This window comes from Streptomyces sp. BB1-1-1 (assembly GCF_031597775.1).
GTDB classification, from domain to species: domain Bacteria; phylum Actinomycetota; class Actinomycetes; order Streptomycetales; family Streptomycetaceae; genus Streptomyces; species Streptomyces thinghirensis.
Genome location: NZ_CP134203.1, coordinates 5,826,849 through 5,844,128 on the forward strand (window position 1 = coordinate 5,826,849; position 17,280 = coordinate 5,844,128).

Below are 17,280 nucleotides of genomic sequence, written 5' to 3' on the forward strand. Positions count from 1 at the left end.
GCCGCACCGTCGCGGGCCCACGGAGGATGTCGTGAGCGACACACAGACACTGATCGAGAACCGTCCGCCCTCCGTGGCGGGACTCTTCCTGGAGCGGGTGGCGGCCACGCCGGACGCCGAGGCCTACCGCTACCCGGTCCCGTCGGCCTCGGGCGAGGGCCCGGACGACTGGAAGTCGCTGACCTGGGGACAGGCGGCCGAACGGGTCTACGCGATCGCGGCCGGCCTGATCGAGCTGGGCATCCAGCCGCAGCAGCGCGTGGCACTGGCCTCCGCCACGCGGCTGGAGTGGATCCTGGCCGACCTCGGCATCATGTGCGCGGGCGCGGCTACGACCACCGTCTATCCGCAGACCAACGCCGACGAGTCGGCGTACATCCTCTCCGACTCCGAGAGCCGGGTGCTGATCGCGGAGGACGCCGCGCAGCTGGCCAAGGCCCGGGAGAAGAAGGCGGAGCTGCCCGACCTCACCCACGTCGTCGTGATCGACGCGGCCGGCGCCGACACCGACGAGGACTGGATCCTCACCCTCGGCGCGCTGGAGGCCCTCGGCGCGGCCCGCCTGGAGAAGGACCCGGAGCTGGTCACGAAGCGGGTCGGCGCCCTCACCAAGGACCACCTCGCCACCCTCATCTACACCTCCGGCACCACCGGCCGGCCCAAGGGCGTCCGCCTCCCGCACGACAACTGGTCGTACATGGCGAAGGCGATCGCCGCGACCGGCCTGGTCACCGGCGGCGACGTGCAGTACCTGTGGCTGCCGCTCGCGCACGTCTTCGGCAAGGTGCTGACCTCCGGCCAGATCGAGGTCGGTCACGTCACCGCCGTCGACGGCCGCGTCGACAAGATCATCGAGAACCTGCCGGTCGTCCAGCCGACCTACATGGCGGCCGTACCGCGCATCTTCGAGAAGGTCTACAACGGGGTCGCCGCCAAGGCCCGGGCGGGCGGCGGAGCCAAGTACAAGATCTTCCAGTGGGCCGCCGGCGTCGCCCGCGAGTACGCCAAGGTCACCCAGGACAACTTCAAGCGCACCGGCACCGCGAGCGCCCCCTTCGGCCTGTCCACCAAGCACGGCATCGCCGACAAGCTCGTCTACGCCAAGATCCGCGAGGCCTTCGGCGGCCGTCTGCGCGCCTGCGTGTCCGGCTCGGCCGCCCTCGCCCCCGACATCGGCTACTTCTTCGCCGGCGCCGGCATCCACATCCTGGAGGGCTACGGCCTCACCGAGTCCTCCGCCGCGTCCTTCGTCAACCCCGGCGAGGCCTACCGCACCGGCACGGTCGGCAAGCCGCTGCCCGGCACCGAGGTGCGCATCGCGGACGACGGCGAGATCCTGCTGCGCGGCCCCGGCATCATGGAGGGCTACCACAAGCTGCCCGAGAAGACCGCCGAGGTGCTGGAGGCCGACGGCTGGTTCCACACCGGCGACATCGGCGAGCTCTCGCCCGACGGCTACCTGCGGATCACCGACCGCAAGAAGGACCTCATCAAGACCTCGGGCGGCAAGTACATCGCGCCCGCCGAGGTGGAGGGCCAGTTCAAAGCGGTCTGCCCCTACGTCTCCAACATCCTGGTGCACGGCGCCGACCGGAACTTCTGCACCGCGCTCATCGCCCTCGACGAGATCGCGATCACCGAGTGGGCCAAGGAGAACGGCCTGGAGGGCAAGCCGTACGCGGAGATCGTCGCGGCGCCCGTGACCGTCGAGATGGTCGACGGCTACGTCAAGCAGCTCAACGAGGGTCTCCAGCGCTGGCAGACCATCAAGAAGTTCCGCCTGCTGCCCCGCGACCTCGACATCGAGCACGGCGAGATCACGCCGAGCCTGAAGCTGAAGCGACCGGTGGTGGAGCGGGAGTACAAGCACCTGATCGAGGAGATGTACGACGGCTCGCGCGAGGCGTAGCGCGGGCGGGCGTCGCGGTCCGCACGGCTGATGCCCGAAACTGTCCGTCTTCCGGCTGTCTTCGAACGTTCGCCTAGCACGGTTCTCACCCGTGGCGGCCCACTTCGGTAACTCCGCGCTTATGGACGGGGTCGGTCTGTCACTCTGTCGGCATCGACTGCGAAGTATTCGCACGAACTGCCCGGGGAGCCGTCCATGGGGGCCATTCCGACGCAACGGGAGACCGTCTCCCGCGCCAGCGGGGCGCCCGCGCACACTGCTGAGGCATACGCCCAGGAGTGCGCGCGGGCGCACGTGACCCTGCTCGGAAGCTCGCTGGCGCCGGGCGCGGCCCGGGAGATGGTGCGGGCCGCGCTCGCCGACTGGGCCGAGCTCGGCCTGCCCGGCACGGAACAGCTGACCGAGCACCTCGCCGCCGACGCCCTGGTCGTCGTCAGCGAGCTGGTCACCAACGCCGTCGTGCACGCCGGCACGGACGTCGAGGTGGGCTGCCGCCTGGAGGAGACGGGCACCCTCGTCGTCGAGGCCACGGACCACCACCCCTCCCGCGCCCCGAGGAACGGCGACCACGAGACGCCGCACGAGATCCCCGAGTACGGGCGCGGCCTGCGGCTCGTCGCCGCGCTCTCGGAGGCCTGGGGCATCACCTACCGCCCGGGCACCAAGACGGTGTGGGCACGCCTCCCGGCCGCGGGCGCCGAGACCGCCGAGACCGCCGAGACCGCCGAGCAGACCGAGGCGTATGCCGGGGGGCGCGGGGCGCGGCGCCCCGCGCCGGCGGGCACGGAGCCGTTGGGGGAGGGGGCCGGGGGTTCGACGGGTCTGGGCGGCCCAGGGGTTCTGGGGGCTTCGGGTGTCTCGGGCGGCCCGGGCGGCCCGGGTGGTGAAACGCCCCTGGACGGGCGCATGGTCCTGGAGGGCCAGACGGTCCTGGACGGCCCCCCGGTCCTGGAGGGCCGGCCGGTCCCGGAGGGACCAGTGGTTCTGGAGGGGCCGACGGTCCTGTACGGCTCGGAGAGCCAGAGCGGCGGCGGTGACTGGCGGGACGGAACGGCCAGGACCGTTCGGCGCGGTGTGCGCGACCGGGAGTGGCTGGGCCGTGGTGCCCTGTCCTTCCTCGCCGAGGCCTCCGACCTCCTGGCGGGGCAGCTCGACGAGGACCTGGTCGCCTCCCTCACCGGCCAGCTGATCGTGCCGCGGCTCGCCGACTGGTGCGCCGTGTGGCTGGAGGACGAGTCCCTGGGCCGGGGAGCCTGGAGCGACGACCCCGGGGCGGCCGTGGGAGCGCGGCTGGCCCGCGTCTGGCACGGCAGCGAGAGCCACATCGAGGAGCTGCGCCGAGCCCTGGAGAAGGACCCGCCCCGCCCGCGTGACCCGTGGCGCTCCGGCCCCGTCGCCCACCCCTGGCCCGGCGAGGCGCTGGGCCCGGACGGCACGCACGGTGACGCGCTCGCCTACCGCCTGGTCGCCGGCGGCCGGCCCCTGGGCACCCTGGTCATCGGGCGCACCGGCACCCCCGGCTCCCCCGGTTTCCCCGACGAGATCACCGGCCTGGTCGAGGACCTCAGCCGCCGGGTGGCGCTCGCCATCGGCGCCGCCCGCCAGTACGCCCGGCAGGCCACCATCAGCGCCGTCCTCCAGCGCGGCCTGCTGCCCGGCGCGGTCGCCGAGATCCCCGGCGTGCGCAGTGCCCTCGTCTACGAACCGTGCGACAAGGGCGGCCCCAGCGGCGACTTCTACGACCTCTTCCCGGCCGGCGACGGCCGCTGGTGCTTCGCCGTCGGCGACGTCCAGGGCAAGGGCCCCGAGGCCGCCGTCGTCATCGGCCTCGCCCGGCCCTGGCTGCGGCTGCTGGCCCGCGAGGAGTACGGCGTCCCCGACGTCCTCGACCGCCTCAACCAGCTCCTCCTCGACGACGCCACCGAGGCCGCGGACGCCGCCGCCCGCGCCCTCGTCGCCGCAGGCCCTGCGGTTGCCCCGGGCGACGGACCGCAGACCCGCTTCCTGTCCCTGCTCTACGGCGAACTGGTCCCGTTCGACGGCGGCGTCCGCTGCACCCTCGCCTCCGCCGGGCACCCGCTGCCGCTGCTCCTCGACCCCGACGGCACGGTGCGCACGGTCGCGCAGCCGCAGACCCTGCTCGGCGTCGTCGAGGACGCCACGTACACCAGCGAGACCTTCGAGCTGCGGTCCGGCGACACCCTGCTCTGCGTCACGGACGGGGTCACCGAGCGGCGCAGCGGCTCCCGGCAGTTCGACGACGGGGACGGTCTCGCCGTCGCGCTCGCCGGTTGCGCGGGGCTGGACGCCGGGCTGGTCGCCGAGCGGATCAGGCGGCTGGTGCACGAGTTCGGGCCCCGGCCCCCCGAGGACGATCTGGCGCTGCTGGTGCTCCAGGCGGATTGAGCGCGCGGGCGGGAGACACACGCGGGTGCGGGACAATGGAACGCATGCCCTCCGCACTCCCCGACGGCGAGCCCGTCCCCGCCGACGGCGCCCTCCCGGCGTCCGCGCTCGCCGGCGCCGCCGACCGCCCCCTCGGCTTCTACCTGCACGTGCCGTACTGCGCGACCCGCTGCGGCTACTGCGACTTCAACACCTACACCGCGACCGAGCTGCGCGGCACCGGCGGCGTCCTCGCCTCCCGCGACAACTACGCCGAGACGCTCGTCGACGAGGTCCGCCTGGCCCGCAAGGTGCTCGGCGACGACCCCCGCGAGGTCCGCACGGTCTTCGTCGGTGGCGGTACGCCCACCCTGCTGGCCGCCGGCGACCTGGTGCGGATGCTGCACGCGATCCGCGACGAGTTCGGCCTCGCGGCGGACGCGGAGGTGACGACGGAGGCCAACCCCGAGTCGGTCGACCCGGCCTACCTCGCCGCGCTCCGCGAGGGCGGCTTCAACCGGATCTCCTTCGGCATGCAGAGCGCGAAGCAGCACGTCCTGAAGGTGCTGGACCGCACCCACACCCCGGGCCGCCCGGAGGCCTGCGTCGCCGAGGCCCGCGCGGCCGGCTTCGACCACGTCAACCTGGACCTGATCTACGGCACCCCCGGTGAGACCGACGACGACTGGCGCGCCTCGCTGGACGCGGCGCTCGGGGCGGGCCCGGACCACGTCTCGGCGTACGCGCTGATCGTCGAGGAGGGCACCCAGCTGGCCCGCCGCATCCGGCGCGGCGAGGTCCCCATGACCGACGACGACGTCCACGCCGACCGCTACCTGATCGCGGAGGAGACGCTGTCGGCGGCGGGCTTCGACTGGTACGAGGTGTCGAACTGGGCCACCTCGGACGCGGGGCGCTGCCTGCACAACGAGCTGTACTGGCGGGGCGCCGACTGGTGGGGCGCGGGGCCGGGCGCGCACTCCCACGTGGGCGGCGTGCGGTGGTGGAACGTGAAGCACCCGGGGGCGTACGCGGGGGCGCTGGCGGCCGGGAAGTCGCCGGGGGCCGGGCGGGAGGTCCTGACGGACGAGGACCGGCGGGTGGAGCGCGTCCTGCTGGAGCTGCGCCTGCGGGAGGGGGTGCCGCTGTCGCTGCTGCGGGAGGCGGGGCTCGCGGCGTCGCGCCGGGCGCTGTCCGACGGACTCCTCCAAGAGGGGCCGTACGAGGACGGGCACGCGGTGCTCACGCTGCGCGGGCGGTTGCTGGCGGACGCGGTGGTCCGGGACCTGGTGGACTGACCAGCCTGTTTCGCCCCCGCCGCCCCTACCCGTCCCGACCCGGGGGCTCCGCCCCCGGACCCCCGCTCCTCAAACGCCGGAGGGGCTGAGAAAGGTGACCTACGCGGTCACGAAGTCGATCAGCTCCTCCACCCGCCCCAGCAGCTCCGGCTCCAGGTCCCTGTAGGACCCCACCCGCGCCAGGATCGCCTGCCACACCGCCCCGGTGTTCTCGGACGGCCACCCCAGCGCCCGGCACACCCCCGTCTTCCAGTCCTGCCCGCGCGGCACCCGGGGCCAGCCGTCGATCCCCAGCGCCGACGGCTTCACCGCCTCCCAGATGTCGATGTAGGGATGGCCGACGACCAGCGCGTGCTCGCTCGTCACCGCCTCCGCGATCCGCCACTCCTTCGAACCCGGCACCAGGTGGTCCACCAGGACGCCCAGCCGCGCGTCCGGGCCCGGGGCGAAGTCGGCGACGATCGACGGCAGGTCGTCCACGCCTCCCAGGTACTCCACGACCACGCCCTCGACGCGCAGGTCGTCGCCCCACACCTTCTCGACCAGCTCGGCGTCGTGCCGGCCCTCGACGTAGATGCGCCCGGCGCGGGCCACGCGCGCCCGTGCCCCCGGGACCGCCACCGAGCCCGACGCCGTACGGGTGGGGCGTACCGGGCCGGACGACGGCCGGACCAGCGTCACCACCCGTCCCTCCAGCAGGAAGCCGCGCGGCTCCATCGGGAACACCCGGTGCTTGCCGAAGCGGTCCTCCAGGGTCACCGTGCCCGCCTCGCAGCCGATCACCGCGCCGCAGAAACCGGTGCCGGGCTCCTCGACCACCAGGCCGGGGTCGGCCGGGACCTCCGGTACCGGCTGCGGCTTCTTCCACGAAGGGGTCAGGTCGGCGGAGTACTGGCGCATTCTGATGACGATACGAGGAGCGGTCGCGCCGTGATCAGCGCGACACGCCGAAGCGGGCGGCCAGCGCGTCCCGTTGGGCCCTGACGAACGCCGCGTCCACCACCGCACCGTGACCGGGGACGTACAGCGCGTCCTCGCCGCCCAGGTCGAGCAACCGGTCCAGGGCGGCGGGCCAGTGCGACGGTACGGCGTCGGGGCCCGCCTGCGGCTCACCGGACTCCTCGACCAGGTCGCCGCAGAAGACGACCTCCGGGTCGCCCGGCACCAGCACCGCGAGGTCGTGGCCGGTGTGCCCCGGGCCCACGTTGGCGAGCAGTACCTGCCGGCCGCCGCCCAGGTCGAGCGTCCACTCGCCGCAGACCTCGTGGCGGACGCGGACGAGCGCGTCGGCCGCCTCCTCCGCCCGCCGCGTGTCCAGTCCTTCGGCCACCGCGTCCGAGCGCAGCGCCTCCCGTCCGTGTCCGCCCCGCGCGAACACCGCGTCCGTGCCCACCGCGCCGTAGACCTCCGCGCCCGCGAACGCGGCGGCGCCGAAGACGTGGTCGAAGTGCGGGTGGGTCAGCGCGAGATGTGTCACACGGTGACCGGCGAGCTGCTGCGCCCCCGCGCGCAACCGGGCGCCCTCGCCGAGGCTCGACCCCGCGTCCACCACCAGGGCCGCGCCGGCGCCGACGACCAGCCCCGCGGTGCAGTCCCACACCGGCAGCCGGCGCCGCCCCACCCCGGCCGCCAGCCGCTCCCATCCCAGGTCTTCCCAAGTCACCGTCACGACGACGACGCTAGCGGTGCGACGCCTCCGTTCACGGCGGCGCGGCCCCGGCCTTGCCGGGGGCGTACCCCACGGCCGTACACTGGGCCGGGGAAGTCTGGCACTCGCACGCTGTGAGTGCCAGGGACAGACAGTGAGACAGGCGAAGACAGGCAAATCGCCGGGCTGACGACTTCGGGAGGTGTGCGCGAGTGCTCAGTGAACGCAGGCTCCAGGTGCTGCGCGCCATCGTCCAGGACTACGTCGGCACCGAGGAGCCGGTCGGCTCCAAGGCCCTCACCGAGCGGCACAACCTCGGCGTCTCGCCGGCCACCGTGCGCAATGACATGGCGGCCCTGGAGGACGAGGGGTTCATCGCCCAGCCGCACACCAGCGCCGGGCGCATCCCGACCGACAAGGGCTACCGGCTCTTCGTCGACAAGCTGGCCGGCGTCAAGCCGATGACCCCGCCCGAGCGGCGCGCCATCCAGAACTTCCTGGAGGGCGCCGTCGACCTCGACGACGTGGTGGCTCGCACGGTGCGGCTGCTCGCGCAGCTGACCCGGCAGGTCGCGGTCGTGCAGTATCCGTCGCTGACCCGCTCGACCGTGCGGCACGTGGAGTTGCTCTCCCTGGCGCCCGCGCGGCTGATGCTCGTGCTGATCACGGACACCGGCCGGGTCGAGCAGCGGATGGTCGACTGCCCGGCGCCGTTCGGCGAGGCGTCCCTGGCGGACCTGCGCGCGCGGCTCAACAGCCGGGTGGCCGGGCGTCGTTTCTCGGACGTGCCGAGCCTGGTGGAAGATCTGGCGGAGGCCTTCGGGGCCGAGGATCGCGGTACGGTCTCCACCGTGCTCTCCACTCTCCTGGAGACGCTGGTCGAGGAGAACGAGGAGCGGTTGATGATCGGCGGCACCGCCAATCTGACCCGTTTCGGGCACGACTTCCCCTTGGTGATCCGACCCGTCCTCGAGGCGCTGGAGGAGCAGGTCGTGCTCCTCAAGCTGCTCGGCGAGGCGAAGGATCCGGGCGTGACCGTCCGTATCGGTCATGAGAACGCCCACGAAGGACTCAACTCCACGTCCGTCGTGTCGGTGGGCTACGGTTCGGGCGGCGAGGCGGTTGCCAAGCTCGGCGTGGTCGGACCGACCCGCATGGACTACCCGGGAACGATGGGAGCGGTACGCGCAGTGGCACGGTACGTCGGACAGATCCTGGCGGAGTCGTAGGTGGCCACGGACTACTACGCCGTACTCGGCGTGCGCCGCGACGCTTCCCAGGACGAGATCAAGAAGGCGTTCCGGAGGCTCGCCCGCGAGCTGCACCCGGACGTCAACCCCGATCCGAAGACCCAGGAGCGGTTCAAGGAGATCAACGCCGCCTACGAGGTGCTGTCGGACCCGCAGAAGAAGCAGGTCTACGACCTCGGCGGCGACCCCCTCTCGCAGGCCGCCGGCGGTGGCGCGGGCGGCTTCGGCGCGGGTGGCTTCGGGAACTTCTCGGACATCATGGACGCGTTCTTCGGTACGGCGTCGCAGCGCGGGCCGCGCTCGCGCACCCGCCGGGGCCAGGACGCGATGATCCGCATCGAGGTCGAGCTGGACGAGGCGGCCTTCGGCACGACCAAGGACATCCAGGTCGACACCGCGGTCGTCTGCAACACCTGCAACGGCGAGGGCGCGGCGCCCGGCACGTCGGCCCAGACGTGTGACATGTGCCGCGGCCGCGGCGAGGTCTCGCAGGTCACCCGGTCCTTCCTGGGCCAGGTCATGACCTCGCGCCCCTGCCCGCAGTGCCAGGGCTTCGGCACCGTGGTCCCGACCCCGTGCCCCGAGTGCGCGGGCGACGGCCGGGTCCGCTCCCGGCGCACGCTGACCGTGAAGATCCCGGCCGGTGTCGACAACGGCACCCGGATCCAGCTCGCGGGCGAGGGCGAGGTGGGCCCCGGCGGCGGTCCCGCCGGTGACCTGTACGTCGAGATCCACGAGCTGCCCCATTCGACCTTCCAGCGGCGCGGCGACGACCTGCACTGCACGGTCACCATCCCGATGACGGCGGCGGCCCTCGGCACGAAGGTGCCGCTGGAGACGCTCGACGGCATGGAGGAGGTCGACATCCGCCCGGGCACGCAGTCCGGTCAGTCGATCCCGCTGCACGGTCGGGGCGTCACCCACCTGCGCGGCGGCGGCCGGGGCGACCTCATCGTCCACGTCGAGGTCATGACCCCGAGCAAGCTCGACCCCGAGCAGGAACGCCTGCTGCGCGAGCTGGCCGCGCTGCGTGGCGAGGAGCGCCCGACGGGGCAGTTCCAGCCTGGGCAGCAGGGGCTTTTCTCGCGGCTGAAGGATGCCTTCAACGGGCGCTGACGTGGTGGTCCCGAGGGCTGTGCCTGCTTGTCGGCGTGGCGCTCGGGGGTCTGCCGGGGGTCCGGGGGTTGTCCCCCGGGCGGGCACTGTCAGCCTGGGCAGCAGGGGCTGTTCTCGCGGCTGAAGGATGCCTTCAACGGGCGCTGACGGGCACCGGTCACGGCGTGCCGCCAGGGGCTTTCCGATGCGGATGCTCCTGGCGTATGCCAACGGAAGCCTGGATTCGGACTTGCTCGGAGGACGTGACAACATGCCGTCATGTCCTCCGCACTGACCGATCTTTTCCCCTACCCGATCGTGCAGGCGCCCATGGCGGGCGGCGTCTCCGTGCCGCAGCTCGCCGCCGCGGTCTGCGAGGCGGGCGGGCTGGGATTCCTCGCCGCCGGGTACAAGACCGCGGACGGGATGTACCAGGAGATCAAGCAGTTGCGGGGACTGACGAACCGCCCCTTCGGCGTCAACCTCTTCATGCCGCAGCCCGAGACGGCCGACCCCGCCGCCGTCGGCGTCTACGCCCACCAGCTGGCCGGCGAGGCCGCCTGGTACGAGACGGAACTCGGCGACCCCGAGTGCGGCCGGGACGACGGCTACGACACCAAGATCGCGGTGCTGCTGGACAACCCGGTGCCGGTGGTGTCGTTCCACTTCGGCGTCCCCAGCCGTGAGGTCGTCGACTCGCTGCACCGCGTGGGCACCTTCGCCCTGGTCGCCGCGACCACCGCGGAGGAGGCCCGGGCCGTGGAGCTGTCCGGCGCCGACGCGGTGATCGCGCAGGGCGTCGAGGCCGGCGGACACCAGGGCACCCACCGGGACCACCCCGAGACGGGCGGCACCGCCGGCACCGGGCTGCTGTCGCTGGTCGCCCAGGTCCGGGAGGCGGTGAGCCTGCCGATCGTCGCCGCCGGCGGCATCATGCGCGGCGGCCAGATCGCCGCGGTCCTCGCGGCCGGCGCGAGCGCAGCCCAGCTCGGCACCGCCTTCCTCGCCACCCCCGAGTCCGGCGCGCACGCCCTGCACAAGCAGGCGCTGACCAACCCGCTCTTCGTCCGCACCGAACTCACCCGCGCCTTCTCCGGCCGCCCCGCCCGCGGCCTGGTCAACCGCTTCCTGCGCGAGCACGGCCCCTACGCCCCCGCCGCCTACCCGGAGGTGCACCACCTCACCGCCCCGCTGCGCAAGGCGGCGGCGAAGGCGGGCGACGCGCAGGGCATGGCGCTCTGGGCGGGGCAGGGTCACCGGATGGCCCGGGAGCTGCCCGCCGGGCAGCTGGTGGAGGTGCTGGTGGCCGAACTCGCCGCCGCGGGGACAGCGTTGTCAGCGTTCGTGACGGGAGGTACGGGCCGATGACGGCGCCGGTGTTCGTGGTCGACTCCCTCCAGCCGGGCGACCTGCCCGGAGGGGAGTACGTCCTGGACGGCCCCGAGGGACGGCACGCCGTCTCCGTGAAGCGGCTGCGGGCCGGCGAGGACGTCGTCCTCACCGACGGGCGCGGACGCTGGGCCGAGGGCGTGGTGAAGTCCGCCGAGGGAAAGGACCGCCTGGTCGTCACGGGACTGGGGACGGTCCACGAGGAACCGCCGGAGCGGCCCCGGATCACCGTCGTCCAGGCCCTGCCCAAGGGTGACCGCGGCGAGCTGGCCGTCGAGACGATGACCGAGGTCGGCGTCGACGCGATCGTGCCCTGGGCGGCGTCCCGCTGCATCACGCAGTGGAAGGGCGACCGCGGCCTGAAGGCGCTCGGCAAGTGGCGGGCGACGGCCCGGGAGGCCGGCAAGCAGTCCCGCCGGGTCCGCTTCCCCGACGTCGCGGACGCGGCGACGAGCAAGCAGGTCGCGTCACTTCTGGCCGACGCCGACTTCGCGGCCGTACTCCACGAGAGCGGTGACGAGCCGCTGGCCGCCACCGAACTCCCCACCGCCGGGGACATCGTGCTGGTCGTCGGCCCCGAAGGCGGGGTCTCCCCGGAGGAGTTGGCCCTGTTCGCCGAGGCCGGCGCGAAGCCCTACCGTCTGGGGCGCAGTGTCCTGCGCACCTCCACGGCCGGTACCGCGGCGACGGCGGTACTCCTGGCCCGCACCGGCCGCTGGTCCTGACGCGTCAGGACGCCGGCCGGCCGAGCGCCGACGCCACCGCCCGGAACAGGTCCCAGCCGTCCAGGTCCGCCGACCGGTCGAGCAGCCCGCGCCGGGCCGCCTCGTCGACGAAGCCCCGTACGACACCGGGTTCGTGCAGGTTGAGCGACGCGTCCCCCATGGCCACGCAGCCCGAGGGCAGCCAGCCGTCGGGGACGAACCGTCCCTCCCCGCCCGGGAAGAGCAGAAGAACCCTCGTCCTCGTCCCCTCCCCGGAGAGGGCGAGCACCTCCTGGCAGGGCCCCGTGACGCTGTGCCGGTGACGCACCGACCATATGTAGGTGGCCGTCTCGTCCACGACGAGCCTTCTGCGCCGGCGTCCGCTGTGCATCCGCTCACGGTAGTGAGGAGTGGCCGTATGCGCCCTACCGTCCGCCCCGCACCGGTGGCAGGCTGCCCCTCATGGGGGCATTGAGGCGGATTCGGCGTGCGGCTTCGGTGGTCGTCGGCGCGGTCGTCGCCGTCGGCGGTGTCGGCGCGTGCGACCCGGGCGGGCTCAGCTCGGCGTCCGTGGCGTACACGACCGACCAGACCGTGACGCGCGAACTGGAGCGGCAGAAGGCGGAGGTGCGGTGGCTCACCTGCACCGCCTCCTTCGGGGACGACGGCGCCACCGCGTCGGCGGGCGAGGACACCGTCGCCTCCGTCGACTGCGAGGGGAAGACCGACGGCGGACAGGACATCACCGTCGACGGCGAGGTGACCCGGGTCGTCAACGGCGCCTGTGTACGCGGCGATCTGACCGCGAAGGTGGACGGCAAGGAGTGGTTCCGCGTCAAGGGGCTGGGGAACTGCGACGCCACGAGCGCCCCGCCCGCGAATCGGCCCACCCAGCACCAGCCGGGGCCCACGGTGACCGTGACCCGGACCATCTGGTGCCCGGACGACCCCCACTGCCGCCCGGTGGAGGGCAAATAGCCCGGCGGGCCGGTGGCCGGTAAGTGATCCAAACCTCTGTCGGCGGGCCCCGCCCCTGCATAGGGTGAGGGGGTGACACAGCCCGCAGCGCCTGCCTACCTCCGCTTTCCGCACCCGCACGGCGAGTTGGTCGCCTTCACCGCCGAGGACGACGTGTGGCTCGCCCCGCTCGACGGCGGCCGGGCCTGGCGGGTCAGCGCCGACAACGTGCCCGTCAACCACCCGCGCGTCTCGCCCGACGGCACCACGGTCGCCTGGACCTCCACCCGCGACGGCGCACCCGAGGTGCACATCGCCTCCGCCGACGGCGGCCCCGCCAAGCGCCTCACGTACTGGGGCAGCCTGAAGACCCAGGTGCGCGGCTGGACCCCGGAAGGGGAGGTCCTCGCCCTCAGCACCTACGGGCAGGCCAGCCTGCGGCGCAGTTGGGCCCGCGCCGTCCCGCTCGACGGCGGACCGGCCACCACGCTGCCGTACGGGCCCGTCGGCGATGTCGCGTACGGCCCGCGCACCGTGCTGCTGTCCGCGCCGATGGGCCGCGAGGCCGCCTGGTGGAAGCGCTACCGGGGCGGCACCGCGGGCAAGTTGTGGATCGACGACGCCGAAGGCGACGGCGAGTTCACCCGGCTGCACAGCGACCTCGACGGCAACATCGAGTACCCCTTCTGGGTCGGCGACCGGATCGCGTTCCTCTCCGACCACGAAGGCACCGGCGCGCTCTACTCCTCCCTCGCCGACGGCTCCGACCTGCGCCGGCACACCCCTCTCGACGGCTTCTACGCCCGGCACGCCGCCACCGACGGCACCCGCGTCGTCTACTCCTGCGCCGGTGAACTCTGGGTGCTGGACGACCTGGACGCGGCCGAACCGCGCCGGCTCGACATCCGGCTCGGCGGCTCGCGCGTCGACCTCCAGGCGTACCCGGTGAACGCCGCCCGCTGGTTCGGCTCCGCGTCCCCCGACCACACCGCGCGCGGCAGCGCCGTCGCCGTACGCGGCGGCGTGCACTGGGTCACCCACCGCGCCGGACCGGCCCGCGCGCTGACCGCGCGGCCCGGCGTACGCACCCGGCTGCCGCGCACCTTCCGCGCCGACGGCGAGGAGTGGGTGGTGTGGGTGACGGACGCCGAGGGCGACGACGCCCTGGAGTTCGCGCCCGCCACCGGGCTCGCCCCCGGCGCCACCGCGCGGCGCCTCGCCGCCGGGCAGCTCGGCCGGGTGCTCGCCCTCGCCATGGCACCGGACGGCAGCCGTGCCGCCGTCGCCTCGCACGACGGACGGATCCTGCTCGTCGAGCGCGAGACCGGCGAGGTCCGCGAGGTCGACCGCAGCGACAACGGCGACGCGTCCGGGCTGGTCTTCTCGCCCGACTCCGCCTGGCTCGCCTGGTCCCACCCCGGCCCCGAACCGCTGCGCCAGCTCAAGCTCGCCAACACCACCGACCTGTCGGTGAGCGAGGCGACCCCGCTGCGCTTCAAGGACTACTCGCCGACCTTCACCCTGGACGGCAAGCACCTCGCCTTCCTCTCCACCCGCTCCTTCGACCCGGTCTACGACGAGCACGTCTTCGACCTGGCCTTCGTCGAGGGCGCCCGCCCGTACCTGATCACGCTGGCCGCGACCACCCCGTCGCCCTTCGGCCCGCAGCGCCACGGCCGCCCCTTCGAGACCCCGGACCGGGACGAGACCCCCGACAGCGAGGGCACCCCGACCACCCGGATCGACATCGAGGGCCTCGCCGACCGCATCGTGCCGTTCCCCGTCGAGGCCGCCCGCTACTCCCGGCTGCGCGCCGCCAAGGACGGCGTCCTGTGGCTGCGTCATCCGGTCACCGGCGTGCTCGGCGCCTCCCGCGCCACCCCGGACGCCCCCGACCCGCACACCGAGCTGGAACGCTACGACCTGGCCCAGCAGCGCGTCGAGCACCTCGCCGCCGACGCCGACCACTTCGAGGTCAGCGGCGACGGCAAGCGGGTGCTGCTGTGGACCGACGGACGCCTCAAGGTCGTCCCCAGCGACCGGCGGGCCTCCGGCGACGAGGACAGCGACACCAACATCACCGTCGACCTGAGCCGCGTGCGGCAGACCGTCGACCCGGCCGCCGAGTGGCGGCAGATGTACGACGAGACCGGCCGCATCATGCGGGACCACTTCTGGCGCCCCGACATGAACGGCGTCGACTGGGACGGCGTACTCGACCGCTACCGGCCCGTCCTCGACCGCCTCGCCACCCATGACGACCTGGTCGACCTCCTGTGGGAGGTGCACGGCGAACTGGGCACCTCGCACGCCTACGTCACCCCGCGCGGCGGCCACGGCGGCGGCGCCCGGCAGGGCCTGCTCGGCGCCGACCTGTCCCGGCACGAGGACGGCGCCTGGCGCATCGACCGCGTCCTGCCCTCGGAGACCTCCGACCCCGACGCCCGTTCCCCGCTCGCCGCGCCCGGCGTCGCCGTACGCGCCGGGGACGCGATCGTCGCGGTCGCCGGGCAGCCCGTGGACCCGGTCACCGGGCCCGGCCCGCTGCTGGTCGGCACGGCGGGCAAGCCCGTCGAGCTGACCATCTCCCCGTCCGGCGGCGGCGAGCCGCGGCACGCCGTCGTCGTCCCCCTCGCCGACGAGGAGCCCCTGCGCTACCACGCCTGGGTCACCGACCGCCGCGCCTACGTCCACGAGAAGTCCGGCGGCCGGCTCGGCTACCTCCACGTCCCCGACATGCAGGCCCCCGGCTGGGCCCAGATCCACCGCGACCTGCGCGTCGAGGTGGCCCGGGAGGGCCTGGTCGTCGACGTCCGCGAGAACCGCGGCGGCCACACCTCCCAACTGGTCGTCGAGAAGCTCGCCCGGCGCATCGTCGGCTGGGACCTGCCGCGCGGCATGCGGCCGGCCAGCTATCCGCTGGACGCGCCCCGCGGCCCGGTCGTCGCCGTCGCCAACGAGTTCTCCGGCTCCGACGGCGACATCGTCAACGCCGCGATCAAGGCACTCGGCATCGGCCCGGTCGTCGGTGTCCGCACCTGGGGCGGCGTCATCGGCATCGACAGCCGCTACCGCCTGGTCGACGGCACGCTGATCACCCAGCCGAAGTACGCGTTCTGGCTGGAGGGCTACGGCTGGGGCGTGGAGAACCACGGCGTCGATCCGGACGTGGAGGTCCCGCAGCGCCCGCAGGATCACGCGGCGGGCCGCGATCCGCAACTGGACGAGGCGATCCGGCTGGCGCTGGAGGCGCTGGAGGAGACCCCGGCGAAGACCCCGCCGAGCCTGCCGGCCTCGGACTGAGTGCCCGGTCGATACGATGCCCCTGTACAAGATCACCAGCGTGAGGAGGCCCCATGGCCGGGGAACCGCAGGACGACTGTCTGTTCTGCAAGATCGTCGCGGGGACGATTCCGGCGACCATCGTCCGTGAGACCGAGACGACCGTCGCCTTCCGGGACATCAACCCCCAGGCGCCCACCCACGTCCTGGTGATCCCCAAGGCCCACTACCGGGACGCCGCGGCCCTCGCCGCCGGTGCCCCGGAACTCGCCGCGGACGTCCTGCGCGAGACCCAGGCGATCGCGGACCAGGAGAAGCTCGACAGCTACCGCACGATCTTCAACACCGGGACCGGCGCGGGCCAGACCGTCTGGCACACGCACGCCCACGTCCTCGGCGGCCGCGGCCTCGAATGGCCCCCCGGATAACCCGGACGACCCGGATAACCCACGATGTCCGTACGTGAACTCGTCGTCCTCGGCACCGCCAGCCAGGTCCCGACCCGGCACCGCAACCACAACGGCTACCTGCTGCGCTGGGACGGCGAGGGCATCCTGTTCGACCCCGGCGAGGGCACGCAGCGCCAGATGCTGCGCGCCGGGGTCGCCGCCCACGACCTGAACCGGATCTGCGTCACGCACTTCCACGGCGACCACAGCCTCGGCCTCGCCGGCGTCATCCAGCGGATCAACCTCGACCAGGTCCCGCACGAGGTCACCGCCCACTACCCGCGCTCCGGGCAGCGCTTCTTCGACCGCCTGCGGTACGCCACCGCCTACCGCGAGACGGTCGCCCTCACCGAGGCCCCGGTCGCCACCGACGGCGTCCTCGCGGTCACCCCCGCCTACACCCTCGACGCCCGCAAGCTCTCCCACCCCGTCGAGTCCTACGGCTACCGCCTCACCGAGCCCGACGGCCGCCGCATGCTGCCCGAACGCCTCGCCGCGCACGGCATCAAGGGCCCCGACGTGGGCCGCGTCCAGCGCGACGGCTCGCTGAACGGCGTCCCGCTCGACGACGTCAGCGAGGTCCGGCGCGGCCAGCGGTTCGCATTCGTCATGGACACCCGGCTGTGCGAGGGCGTGCACGCGCTCGCCGAGGGCTGCGACCTGCTGGTCATCGAGTCCACGTTCCTCGACGAGGACGAGCGCCTCGCCACCGACCACGGCCACCTCACCGCCGGCCAGGCGGCGCGGGTCGCCCGGGACGCGGGCGTACGGCACCTGGTCCTCACCCACTTCAGCCAGCGCTACTCGGACCCGGAGGAGTTCGAACGGCAGGCACGGGCGGCCGGCTACGAGGGGGAGCTGACCGTGGCCCACGACCTCCTCAGAGTCCCGGTTCCGAAACGTCGGTAAACCGG

Annotated in this window: 14 protein-coding genes; 11 read left to right on the forward strand and 3 right to left on the reverse strand. The window is 73.5% G+C overall.

The features are described from left to right. Positions 1 to 31: 31 nt before the first annotated feature. From RI578_RS26700 to hemW, 3 genes are all read left to right on the forward strand, one after another. Complete coding sequence (locus RI578_RS26700; protein ID WP_310873439.1) at positions 32 to 1,909, forward strand: AMP-dependent synthetase/ligase; 1,878 nt, start codon at positions 32 to 34, stop codon at positions 1,907 to 1,909. A gap of 195 nt (positions 1,910 to 2,104) precedes the next feature. Then, positions 2,105 to 4,315 (forward strand): SpoIIE family protein phosphatase, encoded by a 2,211-nt coding sequence (locus RI578_RS26705; RefSeq protein ID WP_310873440.1) that lies wholly within the window; start codon positions 2,105 to 2,107, stop codon positions 4,313 to 4,315. A gap of 44 nt (positions 4,316 to 4,359) precedes the next feature. Then, positions 4,360 to 5,592, forward strand: a complete 1,233-nt coding sequence (gene hemW, locus RI578_RS26710; protein ID WP_310873441.1) for a radical SAM family heme chaperone HemW — start codon at positions 4,360 to 4,362, stop codon at positions 5,590 to 5,592. Between the two features lie 99 nt (positions 5,593 to 5,691). Here the strand turns inward: hemW and RI578_RS26715 are convergent, their stop codons facing one another. After that, positions 5,692 to 6,492: a DUF3097 domain-containing protein gene (locus RI578_RS26715; RefSeq protein WP_310873442.1), complete on the reverse strand. Its 801-nt coding sequence runs from the start codon at positions 6,490 to 6,492 to the stop codon at positions 5,692 to 5,694. A gap of 34 nt (positions 6,493 to 6,526) precedes the next feature. Then, positions 6,527 to 7,261, reverse strand: a complete 735-nt coding sequence (locus RI578_RS26720; protein WP_310873443.1) for an MBL fold metallo-hydrolase — start codon at positions 7,259 to 7,261, stop codon at positions 6,527 to 6,529. Positions 7,262 to 7,452: 191 nt separating this feature from the next. Between RI578_RS26720 and hrcA the strand changes: the two genes are divergently transcribed. The 4 genes from hrcA to RI578_RS26740 all read left to right on the forward strand — a co-directional run bounded on the left by hrcA (position 7,453) and on the right by RI578_RS26740 (position 11,699). Beyond that, positions 7,453 to 8,469, forward strand: coding sequence for a heat-inducible transcriptional repressor HrcA (hrcA, locus tag RI578_RS26725; protein ID WP_121746965.1), 1,017 nt, complete (start codon positions 7,453 to 7,455; stop codon positions 8,467 to 8,469). Beyond that, a complete protein-coding gene (gene dnaJ, locus RI578_RS26730) occupies positions 8,470 to 9,606 on the forward strand; it encodes a molecular chaperone DnaJ (RefSeq protein WP_121746964.1) in 1,137 nt (378 codons plus the stop codon). 258 nt (positions 9,607 to 9,864) lie between these two features. Beyond that, on the forward strand, positions 9,865 to 10,953 hold the full coding sequence (locus tag RI578_RS26735) for a nitronate monooxygenase (RefSeq protein WP_310873444.1): 1,089 nt from the start codon (positions 9,865 to 9,867) through the stop codon (positions 10,951 to 10,953). Beyond that, on the forward strand, positions 10,950 to 11,699 hold the full coding sequence (locus RI578_RS26740) for a 16S rRNA (uracil(1498)-N(3))-methyltransferase (RefSeq protein ID WP_310873445.1): 750 nt from the start codon (positions 10,950 to 10,952) through the stop codon (positions 11,697 to 11,699). Before RI578_RS26735 ends, RI578_RS26740 begins: the two co-directional genes overlap by 4 nt. Before the next feature lie 4 nt (positions 11,700 to 11,703). Here RI578_RS26740 and RI578_RS26745 read toward each other — a convergent pair whose 3' ends face one another. Further along, positions 11,704 to 12,069: a hypothetical protein gene (locus tag RI578_RS26745; RefSeq protein ID WP_310873446.1), complete on the reverse strand. Its 366-nt coding sequence runs from the start codon at positions 12,067 to 12,069 to the stop codon at positions 11,704 to 11,706. 71 nt (positions 12,070 to 12,140) lie between these two features. Here RI578_RS26745 and RI578_RS26750 point away from each other — a divergent pair, with 71 nt between their 5' ends. The 4 genes from RI578_RS26750 (at position 12,141) to RI578_RS26765 (ending at position 17,275) form a co-directional block, all read left to right on the forward strand. Continuing rightward, a complete protein-coding gene (locus RI578_RS26750) occupies positions 12,141 to 12,656 on the forward strand; it encodes a hypothetical protein (RefSeq protein ID WP_310873447.1) in 516 nt (171 codons plus the stop codon). Positions 12,657 to 12,728: 72 nt separating this feature from the next. After that, entirely contained in the window at positions 12,729 to 15,938 is a 3,210-nt protein-coding gene (locus tag RI578_RS26755; protein ID WP_310873448.1) for a S41 family peptidase, read from the forward strand. A 53-nt stretch (positions 15,939 to 15,991) separates the two neighbouring features. After that, complete coding sequence (locus tag RI578_RS26760; RefSeq protein ID WP_310873449.1) at positions 15,992 to 16,345, forward strand: histidine triad nucleotide-binding protein; 354 nt, start codon at positions 15,992 to 15,994, stop codon at positions 16,343 to 16,345. 24 nt (positions 16,346 to 16,369) lie between these two features. Beyond that, the gene (locus RI578_RS26765) at positions 16,370 to 17,275 is read left to right on the forward strand and encodes a ribonuclease Z (protein ID WP_310873450.1); all 906 of its coding nucleotides are present in this window, start codon (positions 16,370 to 16,372) and stop codon (positions 17,273 to 17,275) included. Positions 17,276 to 17,280 lie beyond the last annotated feature (5 nt).